21 protein-coding genes are annotated in these 22,763 nt (G+C 30.5%); 12 read left to right on the top strand and 9 right to left on the bottom strand.

Going from position 1 to position 22,763, the window contains the following annotated elements:
- Window positions 1-179 precede the first annotated feature (179 nt).
- Window positions 180-1,652: an amino acid permease gene (locus CUEA01_RS22260; RefSeq protein WP_234124377.1), complete on the top strand. Its 1,473-nt coding sequence runs from the start codon at window positions 180-182 to the stop codon at window positions 1,650-1,652.
- A 28-nt stretch (window positions 1,653-1,680) separates the two neighbouring features.
- The gene (gene mmuM, locus CUEA01_RS22255; protein WP_235699989.1) at window positions 1,681-2,628 is read left to right on the top strand and encodes a homocysteine S-methyltransferase; all 948 of its coding nucleotides are present in this window, start codon (window positions 1,681-1,683) and stop codon (window positions 2,626-2,628) included.
- A gap of 61 nt (window positions 2,629-2,689) precedes the next feature.
- Here mmuM and CUEA01_RS22250 read toward each other — a convergent pair whose 3' ends face one another.
- The 6 genes from CUEA01_RS22250 to CUEA01_RS22225 form a co-directional block, all read right to left on the bottom strand.
- A complete protein-coding gene (locus tag CUEA01_RS22250; protein ID WP_234124375.1) occupies window positions 2,690-3,673 on the bottom strand; it encodes a phosphotransferase enzyme family protein in 984 nt (327 codons plus the stop codon).
- Window positions 3,674-3,750: 77 nt separating this feature from the next.
- Entirely contained in the window at window positions 3,751-4,746 is a 996-nt protein-coding gene (gene rsgA / locus CUEA01_RS22245) for a ribosome small subunit-dependent GTPase A (protein ID WP_234124374.1), read from the bottom strand.
- A 1,501-nt stretch (window positions 4,747-6,247) separates the two neighbouring features.
- Window positions 6,248-6,883, bottom strand: a complete 636-nt coding sequence (locus CUEA01_RS22240; protein ID WP_234124372.1) for a cytidylate kinase-like family protein — start codon at window positions 6,881-6,883, stop codon at window positions 6,248-6,250.
- Between the two features lie 328 nt (window positions 6,884-7,211).
- Window positions 7,212-7,745 carry a permease gene (locus CUEA01_RS22235; RefSeq protein WP_234124370.1) on the bottom strand — a complete coding sequence of 178 codons (534 nt, stop codon included), beginning with the start codon at window positions 7,743-7,745 and terminating at the stop codon, window positions 7,212-7,214.
- A complete protein-coding gene (locus tag CUEA01_RS22230; RefSeq protein WP_234124369.1) occupies window positions 7,742-8,230 on the bottom strand; it encodes a permease in 489 nt (162 codons plus the stop codon). The genes CUEA01_RS22235 and CUEA01_RS22230 overlap by 4 nt, the downstream gene beginning before the upstream one ends.
- Before the next feature lie 10 nt (window positions 8,231-8,240).
- Complete coding sequence (locus CUEA01_RS22225; protein ID WP_234124367.1) at window positions 8,241-8,759, bottom strand: ECF transporter S component; 519 nt, start codon at window positions 8,757-8,759, stop codon at window positions 8,241-8,243.
- Window positions 8,760-8,977: 218 nt separating this feature from the next.
- Here CUEA01_RS22225 and CUEA01_RS22220 point away from each other — a divergent pair, with 218 nt between their 5' ends.
- Entirely contained in the window at window positions 8,978-9,634 is a 657-nt protein-coding gene (locus CUEA01_RS22220) for a Crp/Fnr family transcriptional regulator (RefSeq protein ID WP_234124365.1), read from the top strand.
- A 175-nt stretch (window positions 9,635-9,809) separates the two neighbouring features.
- Window positions 9,810-10,979: a GGDEF domain-containing protein gene (locus CUEA01_RS22215; protein ID WP_234124363.1), complete on the top strand. Its 1,170-nt coding sequence runs from the start codon at window positions 9,810-9,812 to the stop codon at window positions 10,977-10,979.
- Between the two features lie 27 nt (window positions 10,980-11,006).
- Here the strand turns inward: CUEA01_RS22215 and CUEA01_RS22210 are convergent, their stop codons facing one another.
- Complete coding sequence (locus tag CUEA01_RS22210; RefSeq protein WP_234124362.1) at window positions 11,007-11,552, bottom strand: TetR/AcrR family transcriptional regulator; 546 nt, start codon at window positions 11,550-11,552, stop codon at window positions 11,007-11,009.
- Between the two features lie 154 nt (window positions 11,553-11,706).
- Between CUEA01_RS22210 and CUEA01_RS22205 the strand changes: the two genes are divergently transcribed.
- Complete coding sequence (locus CUEA01_RS22205; RefSeq protein ID WP_234124361.1) at window positions 11,707-13,146, top strand: zinc-binding metallopeptidase family protein; 1,440 nt, start codon at window positions 11,707-11,709, stop codon at window positions 13,144-13,146.
- On the opposite strand, the gene CUEA01_RS22200 is transcribed toward CUEA01_RS22205, so the two are convergent.
- Window positions 13,143-13,790, bottom strand: coding sequence for a TetR/AcrR family transcriptional regulator (locus CUEA01_RS22200; protein ID WP_234124360.1), 648 nt, complete (start codon window positions 13,788-13,790; stop codon window positions 13,143-13,145). The genes CUEA01_RS22205 and CUEA01_RS22200 overlap by 4 nt on opposite strands.
- Before the next feature lie 580 nt (window positions 13,791-14,370).
- Here CUEA01_RS22200 and CUEA01_RS22195 point away from each other — a divergent pair.
- The 5 genes from CUEA01_RS22195 to CUEA01_RS22175 all read left to right on the top strand — a co-directional run bounded on the left by CUEA01_RS22195 (window position 14,371) and on the right by CUEA01_RS22175 (window position 19,395).
- On the top strand, window positions 14,371-16,074 hold the full coding sequence (locus CUEA01_RS22195; RefSeq protein ID WP_234124359.1) for a molecular chaperone HscC: 1,704 nt from the start codon (window positions 14,371-14,373) through the stop codon (window positions 16,072-16,074).
- Window positions 16,075-16,300: 226 nt separating this feature from the next.
- Window positions 16,301-16,933 carry a TVP38/TMEM64 family protein gene (locus CUEA01_RS22190; protein ID WP_234124358.1) on the top strand — a complete coding sequence of 211 codons (633 nt, stop codon included), beginning with the start codon at window positions 16,301-16,303 and terminating at the stop codon, window positions 16,931-16,933.
- Window positions 16,934-17,015: 82 nt separating this feature from the next.
- Complete coding sequence (locus CUEA01_RS22185) at window positions 17,016-17,573, top strand: class I SAM-dependent methyltransferase (RefSeq protein ID WP_234124357.1); 558 nt, start codon at window positions 17,016-17,018, stop codon at window positions 17,571-17,573.
- 59 nt (window positions 17,574-17,632) lie between these two features.
- On the top strand, window positions 17,633-18,316 hold the full coding sequence (locus tag CUEA01_RS22180) for a response regulator transcription factor (protein ID WP_234124356.1): 684 nt from the start codon (window positions 17,633-17,635) through the stop codon (window positions 18,314-18,316).
- Window positions 18,313-19,395, top strand: a complete 1,083-nt coding sequence (locus tag CUEA01_RS22175) for a sensor histidine kinase (RefSeq protein WP_234124355.1) — start codon at window positions 18,313-18,315, stop codon at window positions 19,393-19,395. Before CUEA01_RS22180 ends, CUEA01_RS22175 begins: the two co-directional genes overlap by 4 nt.
- Before the next feature lie 26 nt (window positions 19,396-19,421).
- Here CUEA01_RS22175 and CUEA01_RS22170 read toward each other — a convergent pair whose 3' ends face one another.
- On the bottom strand, window positions 19,422-20,303 hold the full coding sequence (locus tag CUEA01_RS22170; protein WP_234124353.1) for an AraC family transcriptional regulator: 882 nt from the start codon (window positions 20,301-20,303) through the stop codon (window positions 19,422-19,424).
- A gap of 113 nt (window positions 20,304-20,416) precedes the next feature.
- On the opposite strand from CUEA01_RS22170, the gene CUEA01_RS22165 reads away from it, so the two are divergent.
- Together CUEA01_RS22165 and CUEA01_RS22160 are read left to right on the top strand one after the other, a co-directional pair.
- On the top strand, window positions 20,417-21,343 hold the full coding sequence (locus CUEA01_RS22165) for a glycoside hydrolase family 113 (RefSeq protein ID WP_234124352.1): 927 nt from the start codon (window positions 20,417-20,419) through the stop codon (window positions 21,341-21,343).
- Between the two features lie 67 nt (window positions 21,344-21,410).
- The gene (locus CUEA01_RS22160) at window positions 21,411-22,751 is read left to right on the top strand and encodes a glycoside hydrolase family 30 protein (RefSeq protein WP_234124350.1); all 1,341 of its coding nucleotides are present in this window, start codon (window positions 21,411-21,413) and stop codon (window positions 22,749-22,751) included.
- Window positions 22,752-22,763: the final 12 nt, after the last annotated feature.

The following is a 22,763-nucleotide window of genomic DNA, read 5'->3' as shown; positions in this document are numbered from 1 at the left end:
AGATATCTTCCTGTAGAGCATAAACTTCTTTTTATGTTTGAAATAGATAAAATAGATACAAAACTTTGTGCAGAAGAGGAATTTGTAATATATCTTGCGGCAGTTGGAAAAAAGTTATGATATAATGTAATAAAAATTATATCATAACTGAAAACAAGTTATATGCAAGGGGTGTTAAAATGAATTCACAGGCAAAAGAAAAAAATACGCTTAAAAGAGGATTAACAGCAAGGCATATGAATATGATTGCTATAGGTGGTTCTATAGGAACAGGGCTTTTCTTTGCAAGTGGAAGTGCGGTAAGCACAGCAGGACCAGGTGGTGCCATCTTGGCATATTTAATAATGGGAATTATAGTTTATTTTTTAATGACATCGCTTGGAGAAATGTCAACAAAGTTACCAATTTCAGGTTCCTTTGAAACCTACGCTAGCAGATTTGTTGATCCGGCATTAGGCTTTACTTTAGGTTGGAACTATTGGTTTTGCTGGGCGATATGTGTTGCAGCTGAACTTGTAGCGGGTTCAATTATAGTTAAGTTTTGGTTTCCGCATACTAATACTACTTTGTGGAGTGTGCTGTTTTTAGTTGTCATTTTTATTCTAAATATGCTATCGGCTAAAGCTTATGGTGAAAGTGAATACTGGTTTGCAAGTATTAAGGTAGTTACAGTAATAATATTTCTTATAGTAGGAGTGCTGATGATATTTGGTATTTTTAATAATGCTTCGCCTGGTTTTAGCAATTGGGTATTGTCAGATGGTCACGGAAAGAAAGCACCTTTTGTTGGTGGAGCAGCGGCCCTCATAAATGTTTTCTTAGTTGCTGGTTTTTCTTTTTCAGGAACTGAAATTGTTGGACTTGCAGCTGGAGAATCAGAAAATCCAGAAGAAAATGTTCCTAAGGCAATAAAGATTGTATTTTTTAGAATTTTACTATTTTATATAGGAGCAATTTTAGTAATTGGTTTCTTAGTTCCTTTTACAGATAAAAACTTACTTAAAAATGGTGCAGATAGTATTGCATATAGTCCCTTTACCATGGTATTTCAAAAGTGTGGACTAGCAGCTGCAGCAAGTTTGATGAACGCAGTCATATTAACCTCTGTGCTTTCTTGTGGAAATTCTGGATTATATGTAGCATCACGTATGCTATATTCACTATCAAAGGAAGGAAAAGCACCTAAATTTTTGTGTAAGGTTAATAAAAGGGGAATTCCTACTAACGCAGTTTATGCTACAACATTAGTTGCCTGTATTGCATTTTTTGCATCTTTAATTGGAGATGGTAAGATATATTACATATTATATAATGCTTCTGGAATAACAGCTTTTTTTGCATGGCTTGGTATAGGAATTTGCCATTATAGGTTTAGAAAAGCTTATGTAGCACAAGGAAAAGATCTTAAGGATTTGAAATTTAAAGCTAAGTTTTATCCATTTGGACCTATTATAGCTGTGGTTATGTGTATAATTGTTATATTTGGGGCAAATATATGGGTATTTCAGGCAGATACTTTTAGTTGGTTTGATTTTATAACTAACTATGTATGTATTCCTATATTTATACTCTTATATTTTGGATATAAATTTGCAAAGAAAACAAAGATTGTTCCCCTGCAGGAATGCAATTTTGAATACAAAGAAGATTAAATATACTTAGGTGAAGGGAGAAAATTTTATGGAATTTATAAATCCAATAGAGAAGATTTTAAAAAAACATAAGGTTATTATATTAGATGGAGCCTTGGCAACAGAGTTAGAAAACAGGGGATATGATATAAATGATTCTCTTTGGTCTGCAAAGATATTAGCAGAAAAACCAGAAGTAATTAAGCAGGTTCATTACGACTATTTTAAAGCGGGTGCGGATGTAGCTATTACTTCAAGCTATCAAGCAACCATAGAAGGCTTTGTGAAAAAAGGCTTCAGCAGCTCAGAAGCTAAAGATTTAATTAAAAGGTCAGTAGAGCTTGCAGTGGCAGCAAGAAATGAATTCTTTGAGGAATTAGAGAATAAAGAGGATAGACCATATCCTTTAGTTGCAGCTTCTGTAGGACCTTACGGAGCTTATCTTGCAGATGGTTCGGAGTATAGAGGAGATTATAAAATATCCGAGGATGAGCTGATGGAGTTTCATAGAGAAAGAATGAAAATATTAATAGAGGCAGGAGCTGATATACTTGCCTGTGAGACAATACCTAATCTTACTGAAGCAAAAGCTATAGCTAAGCTGCTTTCTGAATTTCAAGGTACATATGCTTGGATTAGTTTTAGCTGCAAAAATGGCTTGGAAATAAGTGATGGTACGTTAATCTCTCAGTGTGCAGAGGAATTGAAGGCTTATCCTAATGTGGCGGCAATTGGTATCAATTGTACAGCACCTAAGTATGTTTCAGAACTTATTACAGAGATAAAAAATGTCACAGATAAGCCAATTGTGGTGTATCCAAACTCTGGAGAAGAATATGATGCACAGCACAAGGAGTGGAATGGACATTCAGATGTTCAGTGCTATGGAAGTAGTGCTAAGCTTTGGTATAAATGTGGAGCTTCACTAATTGGGGGCTGCTGCAGAACCACGCCAGAGCATATTAAAGAAATAGCAAAATGGGCAAGAGAATTATAGGGGATATGGCAAAGTACAAAGTACAGAGTAATTTATACTTTGTACTTTGAAAAAAGGTTTCCTAAAGTGGCATTGTAAATCCAGCTTTTTTATCATTTAAAGCTTTCTCTAGTTTAGCTCTAAAACTTACCAACCAATCAGGTTCATTGTCCCACTTTTCTTTTGAGGAGCGAAGAACTCTAACATAGCCATATAAATTACTATATCTTCTGAAAATAGGTAGTAATTTAAGCATTTCATCTGAAATATCATACTCCAAGCGGTAACCATTAATAAATTCAGTGGTTAAAGCTTCTATTTGATCCTCTGAGATTTCTTCTTTTAAACTGTCTAAGGATTGTTCAATATCTAATGCATACCAGTTATACATGGAATCATCGAAATCTATTGCTGTAAAGGTTTTTGAAGCTTCATCGTAAAAGACGTTGTCAAGCTCAAAATCGTAGTGAACAAGTCCAAAGTTATCTTTTGTGGCAGGTAACTTTGAAAAGTAATCTCTAAGTATGGATAATTCGTTTTTTGCATCAGTTTCATTTGGAAAAGTTGTTAATATATTTTCCATCCAATCCATTTCTTCTTTCCAAGTATTACGCTTGTTATTTATTGGAGTAAATTCACTGCTTAGCTTGTGCAACTTGCCTAGAGCTTTACCAAAGCCAAAGACTATAGCCTTTGTTAAAGGCATTCTATCAAGTGACATACCTGATGCTTTTTTAAATGCAACAGCATAATATTTTCCCCAAGGCGTATTTGCAACTTCAAGTTCATTGCCAGCTTTAGATAGTATAGTTTCTACTGATGAATAACCATTGCTTTTTAAATAATTCAAAAATTCAAGTTCAGCAAGTATGTTTTCTTTGTCTTTTTCTTCGTCAGGTGCAAATCTAAGGAAAAAAATATTTCCATTATTTTTACACCAATAAACTGCATTTGACGAAGTTCTATAATATTTTAAAAGATCAGGATCATCGCAATCATACTCCCAATTTTTAAGTATCATCTCAGCTAAATCTTTATTATGAAATAAGTATTTTAATTTTAACATTAAATTTAACCTCTTTTCTTAAATTTATTTGTTCTGTTCTTGTAATAGGATTTTTTATTATCTTTTAGAGTTTCAAGTTACCTTAGTTGTTTTTTGTAACTATTAAATCTTTCAATGCTTAAGGTTCCACATTCAATAGCCTTTTTTATTGCACATCCAGGTTCTTTATCATGCTTACAGTTACTATACTTACATTGGCTTATTAATGAAGTAATATCTTCAAAACTTTGTGAAAGGACATCCTCATCAGCCCATAACTGCAGTTCTTTAGTACCTGGAGTATCAATAACTACGCACCCAGAACTATGCTGTAGAAGCTGGCTGCTTGAGGTAGTGTGTCTTCCTTTACCATTGGAACTACTTATAGCACTTGTTTTTTGTACTTCATTGTGAAAAAGATAATTAATAATAGTGGATTTGCCTACTCCAGAAGAACCAATGAATACAACTGTTGTACCACAATTTAAAAATTTATAAAGCGCATCCATATTAATATTATTTAATACACTTATGGGGTAAACTTCTATGTTTGCAGCAATAGAATGTATTTGGTCTACATAATCAGATACATTATTGCAAAGGTCGCACTTATTTAAGAGTATTACAGGCTTTGCGGTGCTGCTCAGAACTAATGTAATATATCTTTCAATTCTGCCTATATTAAAATTATTATCAAGACCGCATACAATAAAAGCAATATCTATATTTGAACCTATAATTTGTTCTTCTATATTTCCACCAACAATAATATTATTTTTAATTTTTCTTCCACCTGATATAGCAAGCTTACGTGCAAAGTAATTTTTTCTTGGTAATAGAGCATATGCAATAGCCTCAGTATCATTAATTGTTTTAATTGCAACCCAATCACCAACTGTAGGATAATCCTTTTTTACATCTGAATTGTACATAAATTTTCCGCTTAGTTTACAGTTTAAATCACCATTTTCCGAGCGTACAATATAGTTACCTTTTTGCTGATTTACTACTCTTGCTGCAACAAATCCCTTGCCTTGGTAGATTTTGAAATTATCTTCAAAATATGCGTTCCAGCCTAACTTTTCTAAACTCATAAAGTCTCCTTTTCTATGATATATAATTTTAAAGCTTAAAAATTTGTATGATTTTAAAATAAGTTATATGAGTTATAAGAGCATGTGAAAAATATAGGTATTCTTTTTTATGAGCCGTTCATAAGGCTTTATGTGCGGTATAGTAAAACATATAGAATACCTTTTTTCACATCCTCTTATAGATAAATTAGCATTAGGCTAAAAGTATTTGAGTAAAAAAGTATAAAAAAATACCACAGTAAGACTAACCTACTGTGGTAAAGATAAACTGCTTAAAAAATCGAAATTTCAAATATAAAGGTTATCCTTACAAATTACAATTTAACATAGAGTACGGAGTACGGAGTACAGAGTACAACGAAGGATGATTTTTCTCCGTTAGCACTGCGAAAAATCTGAAAACTTATTTTTTTATTGCTGCGCAATTGAGTCATACATGGTGCTCAGCGAAGCTGACAACATTAAGTTTAAGATTTACATGAGAGAAGCGAAAGGTAAATCATCCTTCACTGTACTCTGTACTCTGCTCTAAAAATTGTAATTTAACAGGATATATTTTGAATTTGCAATTTCGCTGTTTCAAGTTTCATATCTACGTGTCTAATTTAGGCAATAAAAAAACACGCTAACCAGTACCGTGCATTTAATACAAACCGTTAGGAAAACCATTGAAATATTAATTTATACAAAAACAACAACACCTTTAAAATTAGCGTTTTTGAAAATGAATAAATTGAGTTTCATATTAATTTCCCTTTATTAAAAACGAAAGGTTAAATCGAAATCGTTCAAAAGGCACAACAAATAAAGAGTATACTAATTACTCCTAGAGCAACTATTGAAATTTATGTGTATTATAATACCTAAAAAAATAGAATTTAATACAAATAAAATTTTAATTCTCAAGTAGCCTATCTTTAAAAATACCTTTGAACCTATATGCAATTATTTAAAAATCACCTCATAAAACTTTTGCACAATAACACTCCTTTCGCCTAAAATTTATTATTAAGCTTTGAATGTAGAATATCATATATTTGGTAAAAAAGCAATAGTATGCATTATTTATTTAATGTACCTAGTTTTGTAAAATTTCAATTTGTAGTATATTTATAGATGTACAACTTGTAATAATTTTGTATCTATGACGAAGTGGAGGAATTATAATGAATTGTGAAATGAAAGATGTTGATTTAGGGGATAGCATAAAGCTTATTTATAAAGAACCAAATATTCCACTACTAGATTATATGCTAATAAGGGTAATCCGGCTATAGATATTTATGAGCATATGGGTTTTATTAAAAATAAGACTTTAAATGATTTTATACTGAAAACGTATGGATAATTGAACCATTTCAGCTGGAGATGATATGCTAACTTCTATATAGACAAGTGAAATAATAAAAAACTTGTCACTTAGGAGTAGCATATTTTTATGGCATTTAAACACAAATATTTCTATGCAGAATTAGTGAGACAGACCCTTAACTTGTACAAATTATTTTATATCATATCCAAATCTTTCTTTCAAATACTCCATAATAATATCTATACTTTTTTCAAGGCCAAGCTTTCCAGTATCAATAGACAGATTGTATCCACAAGCATTATACATATCTTCACCAGTAAGTGCTTTGAAATATTTTAATCTTTCTTTATCTGTTTTTGATATTAATTGTAAAGTTTCCTTTTCAGAAAGTTTAAGTTCTTCTTGAATTCGTTTTTTACGAAACTCAATATCAGCATTTAAGAATATACTTACATGTCTTGGATGATTTTGGAGAATATAAGATCCTCCTCTTCCTATTATTACAGCTGACTTTTCATTGGCAACTTTTGTAATAAAATTTGATTCTGCTTTATGTGCTTTTTTATCTGATATAACTTGTACATCGGGAACGCATTCAAGGCCTCCAATTGCAAAGGATGACACTAATGATTTCCATAGGGAACTTTGTTTTTCATCACTATCTTCTAGATTTTCAACATAAGTTCCTAAATCTTGAGCTGCCTCTTTAACAATCTCACGATCCAAATATAAAAAGCTTAACTTTTCAGCAAGCTTACCACCTAAATATCTTCCGCCACTGCCAAATTGACGATTAATTGTTATTACAATATTTGATTTATTCATTTGTACACAACCTTTCTTAAGACATATAATTATTATCCCTACAATTCGTTTTGAAGCATTTATAAGCTAAGTTTAGGGATTATAACCTTTTATTTAATATAAAGGTTAAATGTAATTTATTTAGCTATATTTAACATTATATTTATCTAATAAGCTTTTGTCAATTTGAATAATGTACAATCCTAAGCAGTGGCGCTTTACATAATAGTTCAAAAGTTATGTTATATAAGCCAACAAATAAAATTGTTGGCTTATGCTTGCATATGGGTTTTATTAAAAATAAGACTTTAAAAGATATGTATAGCAGCATGTAAAAAATATAAGTATTTTAGAGTAATTGGCTATTAGCGTAAAGTTCTTTCTTATCGCTGTATGTCAATGTTTTTTCGATTAAAAAAGCAATAATTATAACTATAAAAATATTTGTAACAAGCATTGTTAAGGTAAATTTCCATCCCATAGATAAAGCTTCAAAAAGCAACAGTGGAATTCTAATACTAGCGCTTGAACATATAAAAATTAGCACATTTGAAATTTTGCTGTTTTTTTTGAGTAAAACACCTGCTACCGGTAGTAGAGCGTATAGAGGAACAGCAGTAATTACTCCGAGTAAAAACGAAATTAGAATACCCATCAAACCAGATTTTTTACCTATAATTTTTATCATTGTATCTTTTGATATCCATTCATCAAGTAATCCAATACATATAAAAATTGGAGTTAACATAAATAAAAAGTCAATAAAATTATTGCTAGTGAAAATTAAAGAGCTTTTGCCTATTTTAGGGGAAAATAATATTGCAAAAAGATTTATTACTATAGCTAATATAAGAAATTTATTTTTTAAAAGAAATTTTTTCATGATAATACCACTCCCATAATTAAAGCAATTACGAATGCAGATATATAAAATAGCGTATTACGAAGAATTGCTATCTTTTTACCCAAATACTTACTTTCAAGAGGCAATGTAACAATTCCAACTGAAGTAAGTGTACATATAAAAACTGTTATTTGAATTATTCCAGCACCATTTTCTAATAGCCTTGAAGCAATTGGAAATGCAATTAAAACAGGAACTAAAGAGATAGAACCAAGGAGCGAAGCTAAAAGCATTCCAAAAATGCCAGACTTTGTTCCAATAATGTTTTGGATTGTTTGAGCATCTACAAAAGCAAGTAAAAGTCCCATAAGTAATAGTATAGCAAGAAATTGTGGGAATACATTAAAAAGCATTTTCAATGCTCTTTTTAAGGATAAGATTGTTTTCGCTTTGCTTTTTATAAAAGATAAAGTTAATAAAAAAACTGTAATAATATAAAAGAAAATCGTAAATAAATTATTCATTCCACTTTCCTCATAGAGATAAACTTAAATGATTTTTAAGTCTGTTTAATACAATTGTTGCTATAATACCACCTATTATAGCAGTAATAAATTGAGGCCAACCAAATAGATATAATAACATTTTTGCCTTTTTAGGAGCAAATTTCATAAGTGAAATCATAATATTAATTGATAAATAGAGTAGGGAAGTTTTGATAATTGCTGGTACTACTATATTTATAATTTTTCTTTTTTTAAGCAGGGAAAATGATAAAATCAATGAAAAGTTACAGAGTGATATTAATGGAATAAATACTATTGGTACAGGTGAACCTGTTAAAAGCGCAATAAAAGGTGTGAGGATACCTATAATTGAACCACCTAATATTCCAGTTACTGAAGCTGAAATAATAAGACACATGTTCACTAAAGAACCAGTTATGAAATTACTAAATGCTCCTAATGGTATAATTTTGCTTAATACTTGAAATACAATAGTAAGTGCCATTAAAAGTCCTATAGTTGTTATAAATTTAATTTGTTTATTCATGTTTACCTCCTTAATGGGGCTGTAGCACAAAGTCATTTTAAATATTACGAATTGAATAATTAGTGCAACAATCCCATTGTATATTTGATTTAGAACAATTAACAAATAAGCAAGTGAAAGATTGTGTAATATTGGATATTACAAGGCTTGTCTTGCTACCACGAATTTATTGTATTACAATTTAGTTAGGAGGTATGTTGCATAGGCAACGTAATAAAATGATGATAGATTATATAAAAGTTTTAGAACAAACAAGTCTTTTTTACGGAATTAATGGCAAAGAAATCGAAAAAATAATTAAATATATGCACGCTAGATTTGTCAAATACAAAAAGGATGAGATGGTTATAGGTGAAGGCAGTGTAGTAAATGATATTGGTATTTTATTGTCAGGTTCAGGGCGATCTATTAAGCGAGAAGAATCAGGTAAAGTATCGATTATAACTATTTTAAAGCCCGGAAGTTTTATTGGAATTTTATTAGCTGCTAGTAAAAATCGTAAGAGTCCAGTATCCGTGGAGGCCCAAGAGCAACTTTGCGTACTTTTTATTCCTATTAAAAATTTTATTGCTGATAAGGCTTGCCCTAAACATAGTATTCTGCTGTGCAATTTAATTGATGCTGTAGCAGAAAAAGCTATGATTTTACATGATAGAAATGATTGCTTGATAAAATCAACTGTAAGGGAAAAAGTACTGGCATATTTAAAAAGAGTGGCAAAAGAGAAGGAGAGCAATACTTTCAATATACCACTTGATAGAAATGGTATGGCAGAATACATTAATGTGGAACGCAGTGCTCTTTCAAGAGAACTTTCTAGAATGAAAAAAGAAGGAGTAATTGATTATTATAAAAATAGTTTTAAGCTTCTATGAATTTTTAAGTAATAATAAATAACAAGTATAGATATACCAGTTCAACTATTGAAATTTATGTGCACAATAATGCCCAGAAGACGGCATTTTGGTAAAAATAAATTTGAAGTTTCACAGTGGTTTATCTTTATATCTTTAGGTACTCCAAAAATTTAATTGATAAGGGGAAAATTAGATGCTTAATAAATTCTTTGGAATTAATACTGATCAAGATAATTTAGGAATAACTCTAGAACATATTAATGAGGTTGATAATGAAATAAGGAAAATAAATTATAGGCGTTTTTTTATATTTAGTATAGTAACTAGTATTATTGAATTATTATTAATTGTTTTTCATGATATCCCATCAATAAGTAAGAGTAATGGTAATTTATTTATTTACGTAATGTATTTCATTTTTCATTTTTTTATTCTTGTTACAAGTTCAACTGTATTTTTCATATTAAAGAATTATAGAAAAAATGAAAATAACAAAGTACCATACTTAATTACTGAAATTTCAATATTGTTTTTCATGATATTTCTAGCTTTTATAAGCGTGCTTGACCAAATTACAGTTGGGCAGATAACATCATATATTACAGGTTTGATGTTATGTGGGATTCTGGCATTAATAAAACCACCAAGAAATTACTTAGTATATTCTATACCACATGCTATTTTTATATGCTTATCCTTAATATTTCAAAAGAATTCAGGAATACTTTTAAGTAACATTGTCAATAGTACAACATTCTACTTTTGCATTTTAATTATGTCAAAGCTAATTTATGAAAGCCAGGTTAATATTATGGTAAAAAATATTGTTTTGGAAGAAACTAATAAGAAGCTAGAATATATTTCTAATTATGATGCTTTGACTAATTTATTTAGCAGAAGATATTTTGAGACCGCTATAAAAAGAGATATCATAGAAAATAAATTGTATGAAAAGAAAGAAGCAATTATAGCAATAATGGATATTGATTACTTTAAAGCTATCAATGATAAATATGGACATAAGGCTGGAGATGTGGTATTGCAAAAAACTGCAGAAATAATAGGGGAAAGTATTAGAAAAGTTGATTTGGCAGCAAGATGGGGTGGAGAAGAATTTATTATTTTATTTTCGAGTACTTCCATTGAAAATGCGGAAGTAATTACTAGCGAAATAAGAGAAAAAATAGAAAAGAATGAAATACTGTTTGATAATAATTACATTAGAATTACTATGAGTTTTGGGTTAACTAAATTTAAGGGAAGCACAGAAGAAGAGTTTGAAAAATGTTTTAAAATTGCTGATGAGGCTTTGTACTTGGCTAAATCAAATGGAAGAAATAGGATTGAAAAATTAGTCCTGTAGAAATATAGCCATATATTATAAAGGTACTTAAATGATTTTATATTGAAAACGCATGGATAATTCAACCATTTCAGCAGGAGACTCTAATCTTCCTTTTAATAACCAAGACTTTATTACAGAAACGTATCCATCTATTATGAAATTAGCATAGTATTGAAGCTCATTATTGGTTAAAGAACTTAAATGGGACGACCATAGGGAGCTATATTGAGCTTTAATTGAGTCACTTAATTTATCCCAAAAAGTGCTGCCTGTATTTGAATTAAGCAGAACTTTTAGCAATTCATAATTGTCACCTATACATTTGTAAAGTAAAAGTAAAAAGTCATATTGATTATTGATATCGTGATTTTTGTATGAAGTGAAAATTATATTAAAAAGTTCATCTTCAAGCTGAAGTAAAAAATCATGAGGAGTTTTATAGTGAAGATAAAAAGTTGCCCTATTTATATCAGCCAGTTCTGATAATTCACGAACAGAAATTTGGTTGATATTTTTTGTCTTTAACAATTCTATAAGTGCATTTTTTAACATTCGTTTGGTTCTTTTAGATCTTCTATCCTGTTCTTTCATTAAAAATTTTCTCCTTTTAATTTACAAATTTATTAATAGTGTCGCATAACTAACATTTTTCAATTAAATGGCACATTGTTAGAATTTTTATAGAATAATATAATCAATATAAATCAATTAATCAACAAATGTCAATTAAAGGATGGGGAATATTATGATAAAAAATTTAGAGAAGAAGATTTTGAGTAAAGAAGAGTTATGGAATTTTCAAAAGTTTATAAATAATCTTGGACCTAGATTAACAGGAACTGCTTCCCATAAAAAATATATTGATTTTATAGAAAATGAGCTTAGAAACTATGGATTAGAAGTTTTTCATGATGAATATAAATTTAATAAATGGGAAGCAAAAGATTGTAAGCTAACTATTCAAAAAAATAACGAAACAATAGAAGAATTGAAAACAACCTCCTATTATCCTTATTCAGGACAAACATCAAAGGATGGGGTTAGTGGTGAACTTATATATTGTGGTAAGAAAAAATGTGATTTTAAAAAGGCTAAAGGAAAAATAGCAATAGTAGAAGTAAACATACCATCAATGCCTAGTTCTGTGATTTTCAAAAAAAGAAATTCTTATCCAAAGCAAGTTAAACTTCCAGCTTTAATAACTAATCCTGTTATTGGATCTGTTTTGAAAGGTCCTAATTTAAAAAGGGCGGCAGAGGAAGGTGTGCTTGGAGTTATATGCATTTGGAGAAAATTATCTTACGACAATGCTGTGAAGCAATATTTGCCTTTCACAGTCGATTATCAAGGATGTCCAGCTATTTGGGTGGATGGAGAAACAGGAGATAGGTTAAAAAAAATTGCTAGAACTAAAGTTAGGGCAAATATTATTTTAGAGGCAAAGGTAGAAAGCAGTGCTTTATCAAAATCAATTTATGCAGTACTGCCTGGAAGTAATACAAAGGAAACAATAATTGTAAATACACATACAGATGGTCCGAATGCATGTGAAGAAAATGGGGGTATAGGGTTACTTGCTTTGGCTCATTATTTCTCTAAATTTCCACTTAGCGAGAGAAATCGAACAATTATATTTGTATTTGCTACGGGGCATTTTCAATTACCTCAGTTTGGAGTAAATAATCGCCAAGCAACTTCAAGATGGTTACAGGATCATCCTGAGTTTTGGGATGGAAAAGGTAATAATAAAAAAGCAGTGGCAGCTGTTACAATTGAACATCTAGGCTGCACAGAATGGAAGGATGATAAAAAACATTTAACTTATAGTAAAACTAATCCAATAGACCTTGAATTGGTATACACAGGGAATAATGTGATGAATGATATATACATTAAAGCTTTAGAAGGAAGAAATAAAGTTAGAACTATTACCTTAAGACCTAGGAATAATATTTATTTTGGTGAAGGGCAGCCACTTTTTCAAGAGGGCATACCAACAATTTCACTTGTTCCTGCTCCAGATTATTTGTGTAAGATATCATCAAATGTGGATATTGATAAATTAGATGCTGAAATAATGTACGAGCAAATACAAACCTTTTTAAAGGTGATTACAGGAATTGATACTATTCCTGCCGAAATTTTAGGTAAACCTCAAAAACAATCATATGGTATTTTGGGTTAAAGCATATCATTTTTATTGCGGAAAATACCTGAGAGTAAAGTAATATTAAAATGTATAAAATCATCTTCATTAAGTGAAAAGTGACTCATAAAGGTGGCGCCAGATACAGAAAGCATGTTAAAAAAGCCAGTTGTTAGAAACTCAGAGGATAGAGTTGCGCTCATTGTATCAATATCTGTACGAATGCTACCATCTGATTTACCTTCATCGATGATTTTTGCAATAGTTTGTGCTACTAAGTTTGTTATTTTGTTAAATTCCTCGTGTTTATGTATGTTTTCCTTCTTTGATTTAACGTATCCAACATAGTTCATAAGGTTAAGAGTACCAGGAAAGTCTTTATAAAATTTATAATAAGCAAAGCCAATATTTTGAAGCTTTTCAAAGCCAGTAGTTCCATTTTTTATTTCTTTTTCAAAATAAGCTAAAAGTCTAGTAAAGCCTTTGATTATAACTGCATAATATAAATCTTCTTTGTTACTGAAATACTGGTAAAGCGTTTTTCTAGTAAACTCGCATTCCTTTGCTATTTCTTCCATTGAAGCTCCACTATAACTTTTTTCTATGAATATTTTTTCTGCTGCATTTATTATATCTTCTTCTCTTGCTTGTCTTTCTCGTTCTTTTCTAGGTATGGGATTCATCAAACTTTTCCTCCTGTAATAGAGATATACCATTGTGAAACTTAAAATTTGTTTGTACCAAAACGCTGGTTTCTTGGCATTATGGTGCACATGAATTTTAATAGTTGAGCTGGTATATCTATATAGATATAATACACAATATGTATATTAAAGTTACATTGTGCAAGGTAATCGTATATTATATTTTAATATATGTCAAGAAATTTAAAGAGAAACGTTTCTATAGATAAGCAATTTAAAAAATTAAAATTACTTATACAAAATTCATACTTATAAATTACAATTTAACACAGAGTACAGAGTACAACGAAGGATGATTTTTCTCCGTTAGCACTGCGAAAAATCTGAAAACTTATTTTTTTATTGCTGCGCAATCGCGCCATACATGGTGCTCAGCGAAGCTGACAACATTAAGTTTAAGATTTACTTAAGCAAAGCAAAAGGTAAATCATCATTCACTGTACTTTGTACTCTGTACTCCGTACTCTGTGTTAAATTGTAACTTTATGGTTTACATACCAAAAACAAAACCGATATAATAAAATATAGCCAAATTAAAAAGTAATTGGGGTGATTGAGGATGGCAAAGATAGGAATTGATTTGGGAACAACCAATAGCCTAGCTGCTTATTTTACTGATGATGGACCAAAGATAATACCAAATGCTTTTGGAGAAAATCTTACTCCATCCATAGTAAGCGTAGATGAAAATGGTGAAATACTTGTGGGTAAAATTGCAAAAGAGAGACTTATTACACATCCACAGGATACAGCTTCTGCATTTAAGAGATATATGGGGACAAGTAAGCTTTATAAGTTAGGTGAGTATGTATTTTCACCAGAGGATTTATCATCTTTTGTGCTTAAATCTTTGAAAGCAGATGCAGAGGCATTTTTAAAAGAGGAGATTTCGGAAGCTGTTATAAGTGTTCCTGCATATTTTAATGATACTCAAAGAAAGGCTACAAAGCATGCAGCAGAACTTGCTGGTTTAAGTGTAGAAAGACTCATAAGTGAACCTACTGCGGCAGCAATATCCTATGGAATTCATCTAAAAGATGCAGATACAAAATTTCTTGTATTTGATCTTGGGGGAGGAACCTTTGATGTATCCATTTTAGAGATGTTTGAAGGTATAATGGAGGTTAAATCTATAGCAGGAGATAATTTTTTAGGTGGTGAAGATTTTACTAATTTACTGGTATCTTACTTTCTTGAAATTAATAAAATAGATGTCGATTCTCTTGACAATAAGGAACGTTCAGCTATATATAAGCAGGCTGAAATTTGCAAAAAAGCTGTAAGTAATAATAATGAAGGCAAAATGGAATTTACTAAAGATGATGAAACTTTTGAAAAGAAAATTATTAGAGATGAATTTGAAAGACTCGCAAATACCCTTTTAATACGTCTTCGTCAGCCAATAGAAAGGGCTTTAAAGGATGCAAATTTAGCACCGGAGGATCTTGATGCGGTAATCTTAATTGGAGGGGCTACACGCATGCCGTTTATAAAATCGGTTGTAAGTAAGATGTTTGGAAAGTTACCGTATTCTAATATAAATCCAGATGAAGCAGTTGCTCTTGGTGCAGCAATTCAAGTTGCTCTCAAGGATAGAAATGAAAATTTGGAAGAATTAATACTTACAGACGTTTGCCCATATACATTAGGCACAGAGGTTGCTCACAGGATATCTGAAAGTGATTATAAGGATGGATACTTTTTCCCAATAATAGAAAGAAACACTCCAATACCTGTAAGCAAGGTAAAACGACTTTATACTATAGTTAATAAGCAGACTAAAATAAGAGTGGATATATTTCAAGGTGAGAGCAGGTTAACTAAAAACAATGTTAAACTTGGTACTCTTAAAATAAATGTACCACCTGCACCAGCTGGAGAACAATCTATAGATGTAAGATATACTTATGATATTAATGGAATTCTTGAGGTTGAAGTTACAGCTGTTGAGACTGGCACTACAAAGAGGGTTGTAATTCAAGAAAATCCTGGAGTAATGTCTGAACAGGAAGTGGAAAAAAGGCTTGTAGCTCTTAAGGATATAAAAATTCATCCAAGGGAAAGAGCGAAAAATAGATATCTTTTGGCGAGGGCAGAAAGGTTATATGAGGAAGCACTTGGTGATAAGAGAGCATTTATTTCCGTGCTTGCTGAACATTTTGAAAAAATATTAGAAAGGCAAAATGAAGAGGAAATAAAAGAAGCTGCAGAAAATTTCAAAAATCAGTTGGATGATATTGAAAAGTGCTTTAAAACAATCTAATTAGAATAAATATAGTTAATAGTATATATAGCCAGTTAAAGTGATATGTTTAGTCACTTTGACTGGCTATATTTGTTTGTATAGGATAGCAAAATCTTAGTAAATCTTAATAATTTTATATGCAAAATCTTAAAAGAATTAATTTAGAATATCAAAATGAAAGCTACACAAAAGAATGTAGTGTGCAATTGTAGTTGAGCATATTTTTTTAACAATGGAGGTTAATATGAAAAGAAAGAATAAAATAATAATGATTTTAATTTTTTGGACAGCAGTTGTATGTGTATTACATAGGCTTGGACTGGTTACAACAGACTTAAATAAAATTAATGCCATTATAGGGAATAATCCAATTAAAATGAGATGTCTATTTGTATTTTTATCAACAGTAAGGGTAGTATTCTTTATTCCTCAAACCATTTTCATTATTTGTGGAAGTATGATATTTGGTCCATATGAAGGCTTTATTTTATCAGTCGTATCTTTGGCAATTTCACAAAGTATTATGTATGTAGTTGGAAGGTTTTTTCAAAAACAATTACTAGGAGAAGAATTTCTAGAAAAAAATAAAGAGAACTTAGCAATCATTAAAAAACACGGTTATAAAGTGTTAGCATTGGGAATAGCTTGTCCAGTAACTCCTTCAGATTTAATTACTGTTTTAGCTGCAAGTATAAAGCTAAATTATAAAAAATGCATTTTAGTTACAGTAATGGCGGATGCACCTATGATATTTTTATATGGTTTTTTAGGAAATGGGCTTCAGAATACATTTATTTTTAAAGTTTTTGCGGTTCTTGCAATTGCTTTTGTATCATACTATACGTTTTATATATGGAATAGAATTAAGGCGTCTTAATAATTCTTAATATTTATCTTGGTAAAAGCTTAATATTTGTATTTTATACTACTCACATATTAAAATAGAGGGGTAAGATAAAATGGATATTAGTAATTTTATAAAACAGTATATAAAAAATCCAAGAACAGTAGGTGCAGTAGCGCCAAGCTCAAAAAAATTAGCATATAAGATGGTTGAAGACATTGATTTTTTTAATGCTTCATGTATAGTTGAATATGGACCAGGAACAGGAGCTTTTACAGAAAAAATATTAAATAAAAAAAGAGATAATACTATATTTATTGCTATAGAATATAATGCAGAATTTTATAAAATATTAAAAGAAAAGTTTAAGGACAAGCCTAATTTCATACTCATAAATGATTCGGCGGAAAACTTAAAGCAACATTTAAATAACTATAAGATTAATAAGGTTGACTACATAGTTTCAGGGCTTCCTTTTGCAAGTTTACCTGATGCTATGAGCAGAAGAATATTATTAGTTACAAAAGAAATACTAAAAGGTAAAGGTGAATTTATAACTTTTCAATATTCTTTATTTAAAATGAAGCTTTTTAGGACATATTTTGATAAAATTATAAGAAAAAAGGTGTTTTTAAATCTACCACCAGCTTATGTCTTGAAGTGCAAAAATTAAGGCAAAAAATATTGACCATTTTTACAATGGATATTTAATTTTAGAAAAGGAACAGGTGTATGAAAGCAAATATTTTAGTTGTAGATGATGACAAGAGTATTCGTAACTTAATCAAAGTTTACCTTGAAAATGAGGGATATAATGTTAAAGAAGCTGCTAATGGAGCTGAAGCTTTAATTATAATTAATGAAAATAAATTTGATTTAGTTATTCTAGATGTTATGATGCCAGTTTTGGATGGTATAAGTGCTTGTATGAAAATTAGAGAAAACTATACTATGCCTATAATATTTTTATCAGCAAAAGATGAAGAAATCCATAAGATAGAAGGATTAACAGTAGGCGCTGATGATTATATCGCTAAACCTTTTGGTTCCATGGAGCTGATAGCTAGGGTAAAGGCGCAACTTAGAAGATATAAAAAGTTCAATACAGAACCTCAAAACAGTAGCATTGTTACTATTGAAGATTTAACTATTAATTTTGATACACATGAAGTTATAGTAAGGGGAGAAAAGGTCAAGCTTACACCAAAGGAGTTTGACATATTAGAATGCTTAGCTAAAAATAGAGGAATGGTTTTTTCGGTTCAAAAACTATATGAGAGTATTTGGAATGAGCAATTTGCAGTAGCAGACACTGCTGTTGTGGTTCATATAACAAATCTCAGACAAAAAATTGAGCTAGATCCTAAAAATCCGAAATACGTTAAAACTGTTTGGGGAGTTGGGTATAAGATATGAAAAAAATGTGGATTAATAATATAATGGTAAAATTATTAATTTTAATTCCTATTGATATTATAATAAGTTATTTTGTTACGATATCTTTAGCAAGTATAATAGAAAATGTATTTAATCTGGGTCCTAAATATTATGCTCAATATGGGGTTGCTTTGGGATTTGCATTTTTAGCATTAGGATTAGTAACTTTTGTAGTTGTTTTTTTTATTGCAATTAATGGGCGTATTAAGTATTTGAAATATATAGGAGAAAGTGTTAAAGGCATAAAAACTCAACAATACCTAAATCCTATAAAAATAAAGGGAGGAGATGAAATTGCCAGATTAGCTGAGGATGTAAATGCAATGTCCGAAAGGCTTAAAGAGAATTATGAAAAGGAAAAAAAGCAGGAAGAAGCTAAAAATGAATTGATTGTTGCAGTTTCACATGATTTAAGAACACCTTTAACATCTATAATTGGATATATGGAGCTTCTTGATAGTGATAAAGAAAACTTTACAAAAAAGCAGCAGGAGTTTTTAGGAGTAGCTTATGAAAAAAGTAAAAGTTTAAAAAAATTAATTGAAGAACTTTTTGAATACACCAAGCTTTCAAATAACTATGTAAAGTTAAATAAAGTTCCATTTAATATAGCAGTTTTAGTAAATCAAATAGTTGGGGAACATGTTTTATTTTTATCAGAAAAGGATATAAAGGTTGAAATTGAATGTACCAAAAATGAATTAATCTGTGAAATTGATATTCAAAAATTCATTAGAGTTATTGAAAATTTAATAAAAAATGTGGAAAAGTATAGTTATAAAAATTCTATTTTTAAAATTATAATGTCAGATGAAGATAAAGTTATTAAGCTTTCCTTTGTTAATGAAGGGGATAATATTAGTAAAGAAGATTTAATAAAAATGTTTGATGAAATGTATAGAATCGATAAATCTAGAAATGTTGAAATTGAAGGTTCTGGACTGGGACTGCCTATATCGAAGAAAATCATTGAGCTTCATGGGGGAAAAATTTGGGCAGAATGCAATGATAATGAAATTGCGATTAATATCGAATTACCTAAAAGTGTGCCAATTTAAAGCGGCCCAAATTAATAAATTTGATTTCACATTTTTGTTATAGTATGCTTCAACCTAAATTGCTTTGGTGTTACACCTGTCTTTTTTCTAAAAGTGCGTATTAAATGACTGCAATCTGCAAAACCTGTCTCTTGGCTTATATAGTTTAAATCAAAATTCGTAAATAATAGCAAATCCTTAACTTTGCTTATCCTTATAAATTCAATGTAATCCTTACAAGATTGTCCATATAGTTCATGAAATTTTTTCGCAAAATAAGAATAACTCATATGGCACTTTTCAGCTAAATATTCCACTTTTAAAGTCTCATGAGAATGCTCGTCTATGTATTGTAAAATCGTATACAAGGAATCCGTGTCTGATGCAACTAAAGCAGTAGTATTTGTATTAAAACCATTTCTTCTCCATATTCTAAGAATTTCAATTAACAGTGAGGACACTAAAGCTTGAAAGCGGATATCATATCCATAATCTTTATTTAATATTTCTTCAATACAGCTGTTAAGTATATTATCTAAGGAAAAGTTTTTAAATAATTTTGCAGGAAGTAAAATGGGTGCAGCGGGATCATTTATTGCAGATTTAAAAATTGCACTAAGCTTTGAAGTATTGCTGATAGTTATATTTAAACTATTTATATCAAATTTAAGCACATCATATTTTAGCGGTTCCTGTGAAGCTGTAAAAATTGCGTGCACTGCTTGAGGGTGAAATAAAATTAAGTCACCAGGTTCCAAGGTGTATTCTTCGTCATTGCAATTTATTATAGCGGTTCCTTTAATCATAAAAATAATTTCCATGAAATAATGCCAATGAGCTTTTACAGGAAAGCCATCATGTTTTGTATCAAATAAAAAGGCTTCATAAGGTGAAGTTAAAATATTATTTTCTTCAAATAAATAATTCATAGCAGCCTCCATAAAATAGATTCATTCCATTTTTAAACAATTGTATTATATCAGATGGAAAAGCAAATTGATATAGTTATATGTATATAGAATAGACTAAGGAGATGAATTTTTTGGAGTTTATTAAGGGATTTACTTTTGCACCTTTTGCAAGAAGGGGAAGCTATAAAAATAAAGAAGCTTATAAAAGTTTAGATAATTTAAAAGAGAGAGTTGGAATCAATTTTATAATACTTGTGCCAAATGGTTTGCAGGATACTCCACAGTCAGAAGAGATTTGTTATACTTCAAATTCAACAGTATCAGATGAGGAATTGGAAGATATTATAGCGTATGCAAAAAAAATAGGGCTTAGAGTAGCGCTTAAGCCAACAGTAAATTGTAAGAATGGAACCTGGAGAGCACATATTAATTTCTTTGATGAAGATGTTCATTGTGAGCCAAAATGGAGTAATTGGTTTAAAGCATATACAGATTTTCAGCTTCATTATGCAGCAATTGCGGAAAAAATGGGCTGCGAAATGTTTATTGCTGGTTGTGAGATGGTTATGTCAGAAAGAAGAGAAGAGGAGTGGCGAAAGCTTATAGCAGATATAAGGGGCGTGTATCATAACTTAATATCCTACAATACAGATAAATACCAAGAGCACAACGTAAAGTGGTGGGATTGCATAGATGTGATTTCTTCAAGCGGTTATTATCCACTTTTAGATTGGGAAAAGGAATTAGATCGTATTGAAAAGGTAGTTAAAAAATTTAATAAGCCGTTTTTCTTTGCAGAAGCTGGATGCATGTCAACCAAAGGTTCTTCTGCTGTCCCAAATGATTGGTGCCAGGAAGGAAATGTTGATTTAGCTGAGCAAGCAGAATGGTATGAAGCTATGTTTGAGGCCACATTTAAAAGAAAATGGGTTTCTGGTTTTGCAATGTGGGATTGGGCATGGAAACAGTATTCCTTAAGTAGAGCCGAAAAGGATAAGGGATACGAAGTGTATGGAAAACCAGCAGAAAAAGTTATAAAAAAGTATTATGAAAGATAAAGTATTTGAAACTTGAAAGTAAATTTGCATAAAAATACTATGAAAAATATTTAAAGAGGTGAAGATAATGAAAGTGATTAAATATATTTATAGCAATGAACAAGAATTTTGGAAGGAAGGCGAATTAAAAAGCGAAAAATACGAAGACACCTTAGAGGTTACAAGTGAGAGAAAACAAAAAGTTAAAGGATTTGGTGGGTGCTTTAATGAAGCTGGATGGGAGACCCTAAAAAAGTTAGATAACCAAACTAGAAACAAGATTTTAGATGATTTATTTAACGAGGAAGGATGTTCTTTTAATGTCGGGAGGTTACCTATGGGTGCTAGTGATTATGCTTTAGAATGGTATAGTTATGATGAAACTCCAGATGATTACGAATTAAAGAATTTTTCAATTGAAAGAGATAAGGAATATTTAATTCCATACATTAAAGAGGCAATAAAAAGAAAACCTGAAATCTCACTATTTGCTTCTCCGTGGAGTCCTCCAATATGGATGAAGACAAAACGTACATATAACTACGGAAAATTGAAATGGGAAGACAAAACGCTTAAGGCATATGCAAATTATTTTATAAAGTTTTTAGAAAAGTATGAGAAAGAGGGAGTGAAAGTAGATCAGGTTCACATTCAAAATGAGCCAATGGCAGATCAAAAATTTCCATCATGCTTGTGGAGTGGGAAAGAGCTTAGAGATTTTGTTAAATACTACTTGGGACCACAAATGAAAGAAAAAAAAGTAGCTGCTGAGATATGGCTAGGAACTATAAATGGTCCATTTGTTGATTTTCAAGTATCAATGCCTGGATGTGCTTCTTTTTCTGAATTTTATGATCAATATGTTAATACGGTTTTAGCAGATAAGGATGCTCGTAAGTATATTTCTGGAGTAGGCTTTCAATGGGGTGGAAAGCATGTAATTGAACAAACAGAATTGAGTTATCCAAAAATAAGGCTAATGCAAACAGAAAATGAATGCGGAAATGGAGAAAATAGTTGGCAACATGCAGAATATGTATTTGGACTATTCTGGCATTATTTTCAACATGGTGTAGAGAGTTATATATATTGGAACATGGTATTACCGGAAGGCGGAGTTAGTACTTGGGGATGGCAGCAAAATAGCATGATAACAGTACAAGAAGAAACAAAAAAAGTTGTTTATCAGCCAGAATTTTATGTTATGAAACACTTTTCTCATTTTGTAAAGCCAGGGGCAAGAAAAGTTGTGACAAGTGGACATTGGACATCAAATTCAGTTGTATTTGAAAATCCTAATGGTGATTTAGTAGTTATAGTTGGAAATGCCATGGATAATGATAGAAGCTTTACATTTGAGTGTAATGGGGAAAGTTTTTCGGCAAGTGTAAAATCACATTCAATAAATACGTTTTATGTAGAAAAGTAATATTATGGGGGA

Source organism: Clostridium hydrogenum (genome assembly GCF_021432385.1).
Classification (GTDB): Bacteria; Bacillota; Clostridia; order Clostridiales; family Clostridiaceae; genus Clostridium_S; species Clostridium_S hydrogenum.
This window is presented reverse-complemented; position numbering and strand designations above follow the sequence as displayed.

Excerpts from the sequence above, each read along its gene's own strand:
- CUEA01_RS22260 (WP_234124377.1), top strand. The coding sequence starts at position 180 with ATGAATTCACAGGCAAAAGAAAAAAATACGCTTAAAAGAGGATTAACA.
- mmuM (WP_235699989.1), top strand. The coding sequence starts at position 1,681 with ATGGAATTTATAAATCCAATAGAGAAGATTTTAAAAAAACATAAGGTT.
- CUEA01_RS22250 (WP_234124375.1), bottom strand. The coding sequence starts at position 3,673 with ATGTTAAAATTAAAATACTTATTTCATAATAAAGATTTAGCTGAGATG.
- rsgA (WP_234124374.1), bottom strand. The coding sequence starts at position 4,746 with ATGAGTTTAGAAAAGTTAGGCTGGAACGCATATTTTGAAGATAATTTC.
- CUEA01_RS22240 (WP_234124372.1), bottom strand. The coding sequence starts at position 6,883 with ATGAATAAATCAAATATTGTAATAACAATTAATCGTCAATTTGGCAGT.
- CUEA01_RS22235 (WP_234124370.1), bottom strand. The coding sequence starts at position 7,745 with ATGAAAAAATTTCTTTTAAAAAATAAATTTCTTATATTAGCTATAGTA.
- CUEA01_RS22230 (WP_234124369.1), bottom strand. The coding sequence starts at position 8,230 with ATGAATAATTTATTTACGATTTTCTTTTATATTATTACAGTTTTTTTA.
- CUEA01_RS22225 (WP_234124367.1), bottom strand. The coding sequence starts at position 8,759 with ATGAATAAACAAATTAAATTTATAACAACTATAGGACTTTTAATGGCA.
- CUEA01_RS22220 (WP_234124365.1), top strand. The coding sequence starts at position 8,978 with ATGATGATAGATTATATAAAAGTTTTAGAACAAACAAGTCTTTTTTAC.
- CUEA01_RS22215 (WP_234124363.1), top strand. The coding sequence starts at position 9,810 with ATGCTTAATAAATTCTTTGGAATTAATACTGATCAAGATAATTTAGGA.
- CUEA01_RS22210 (WP_234124362.1), bottom strand. The coding sequence starts at position 11,552 with ATGAAAGAACAGGATAGAAGATCTAAAAGAACCAAACGAATGTTAAAA.
- CUEA01_RS22205 (WP_234124361.1), top strand. The coding sequence starts at position 11,707 with ATGATAAAAAATTTAGAGAAGAAGATTTTGAGTAAAGAAGAGTTATGG.
- CUEA01_RS22200 (WP_234124360.1), bottom strand. The coding sequence starts at position 13,790 with ATGAATCCCATACCTAGAAAAGAACGAGAAAGACAAGCAAGAGAAGAA.
- CUEA01_RS22195 (WP_234124359.1), top strand. The coding sequence starts at position 14,371 with ATGGCAAAGATAGGAATTGATTTGGGAACAACCAATAGCCTAGCTGCT.
- CUEA01_RS22190 (WP_234124358.1), top strand. The coding sequence starts at position 16,301 with ATGAAAAGAAAGAATAAAATAATAATGATTTTAATTTTTTGGACAGCA.
- CUEA01_RS22185 (WP_234124357.1), top strand. The coding sequence starts at position 17,016 with ATGGATATTAGTAATTTTATAAAACAGTATATAAAAAATCCAAGAACA.
- CUEA01_RS22180 (WP_234124356.1), top strand. The coding sequence starts at position 17,633 with ATGAAAGCAAATATTTTAGTTGTAGATGATGACAAGAGTATTCGTAAC.
- CUEA01_RS22175 (WP_234124355.1), top strand. The coding sequence starts at position 18,313 with ATGAAAAAAATGTGGATTAATAATATAATGGTAAAATTATTAATTTTA.
- CUEA01_RS22170 (WP_234124353.1), bottom strand. The coding sequence starts at position 20,303 with ATGAATTATTTATTTGAAGAAAATAATATTTTAACTTCACCTTATGAA.
- CUEA01_RS22160 (WP_234124350.1), top strand. The coding sequence starts at position 21,411 with ATGAAAGTGATTAAATATATTTATAGCAATGAACAAGAATTTTGGAAG.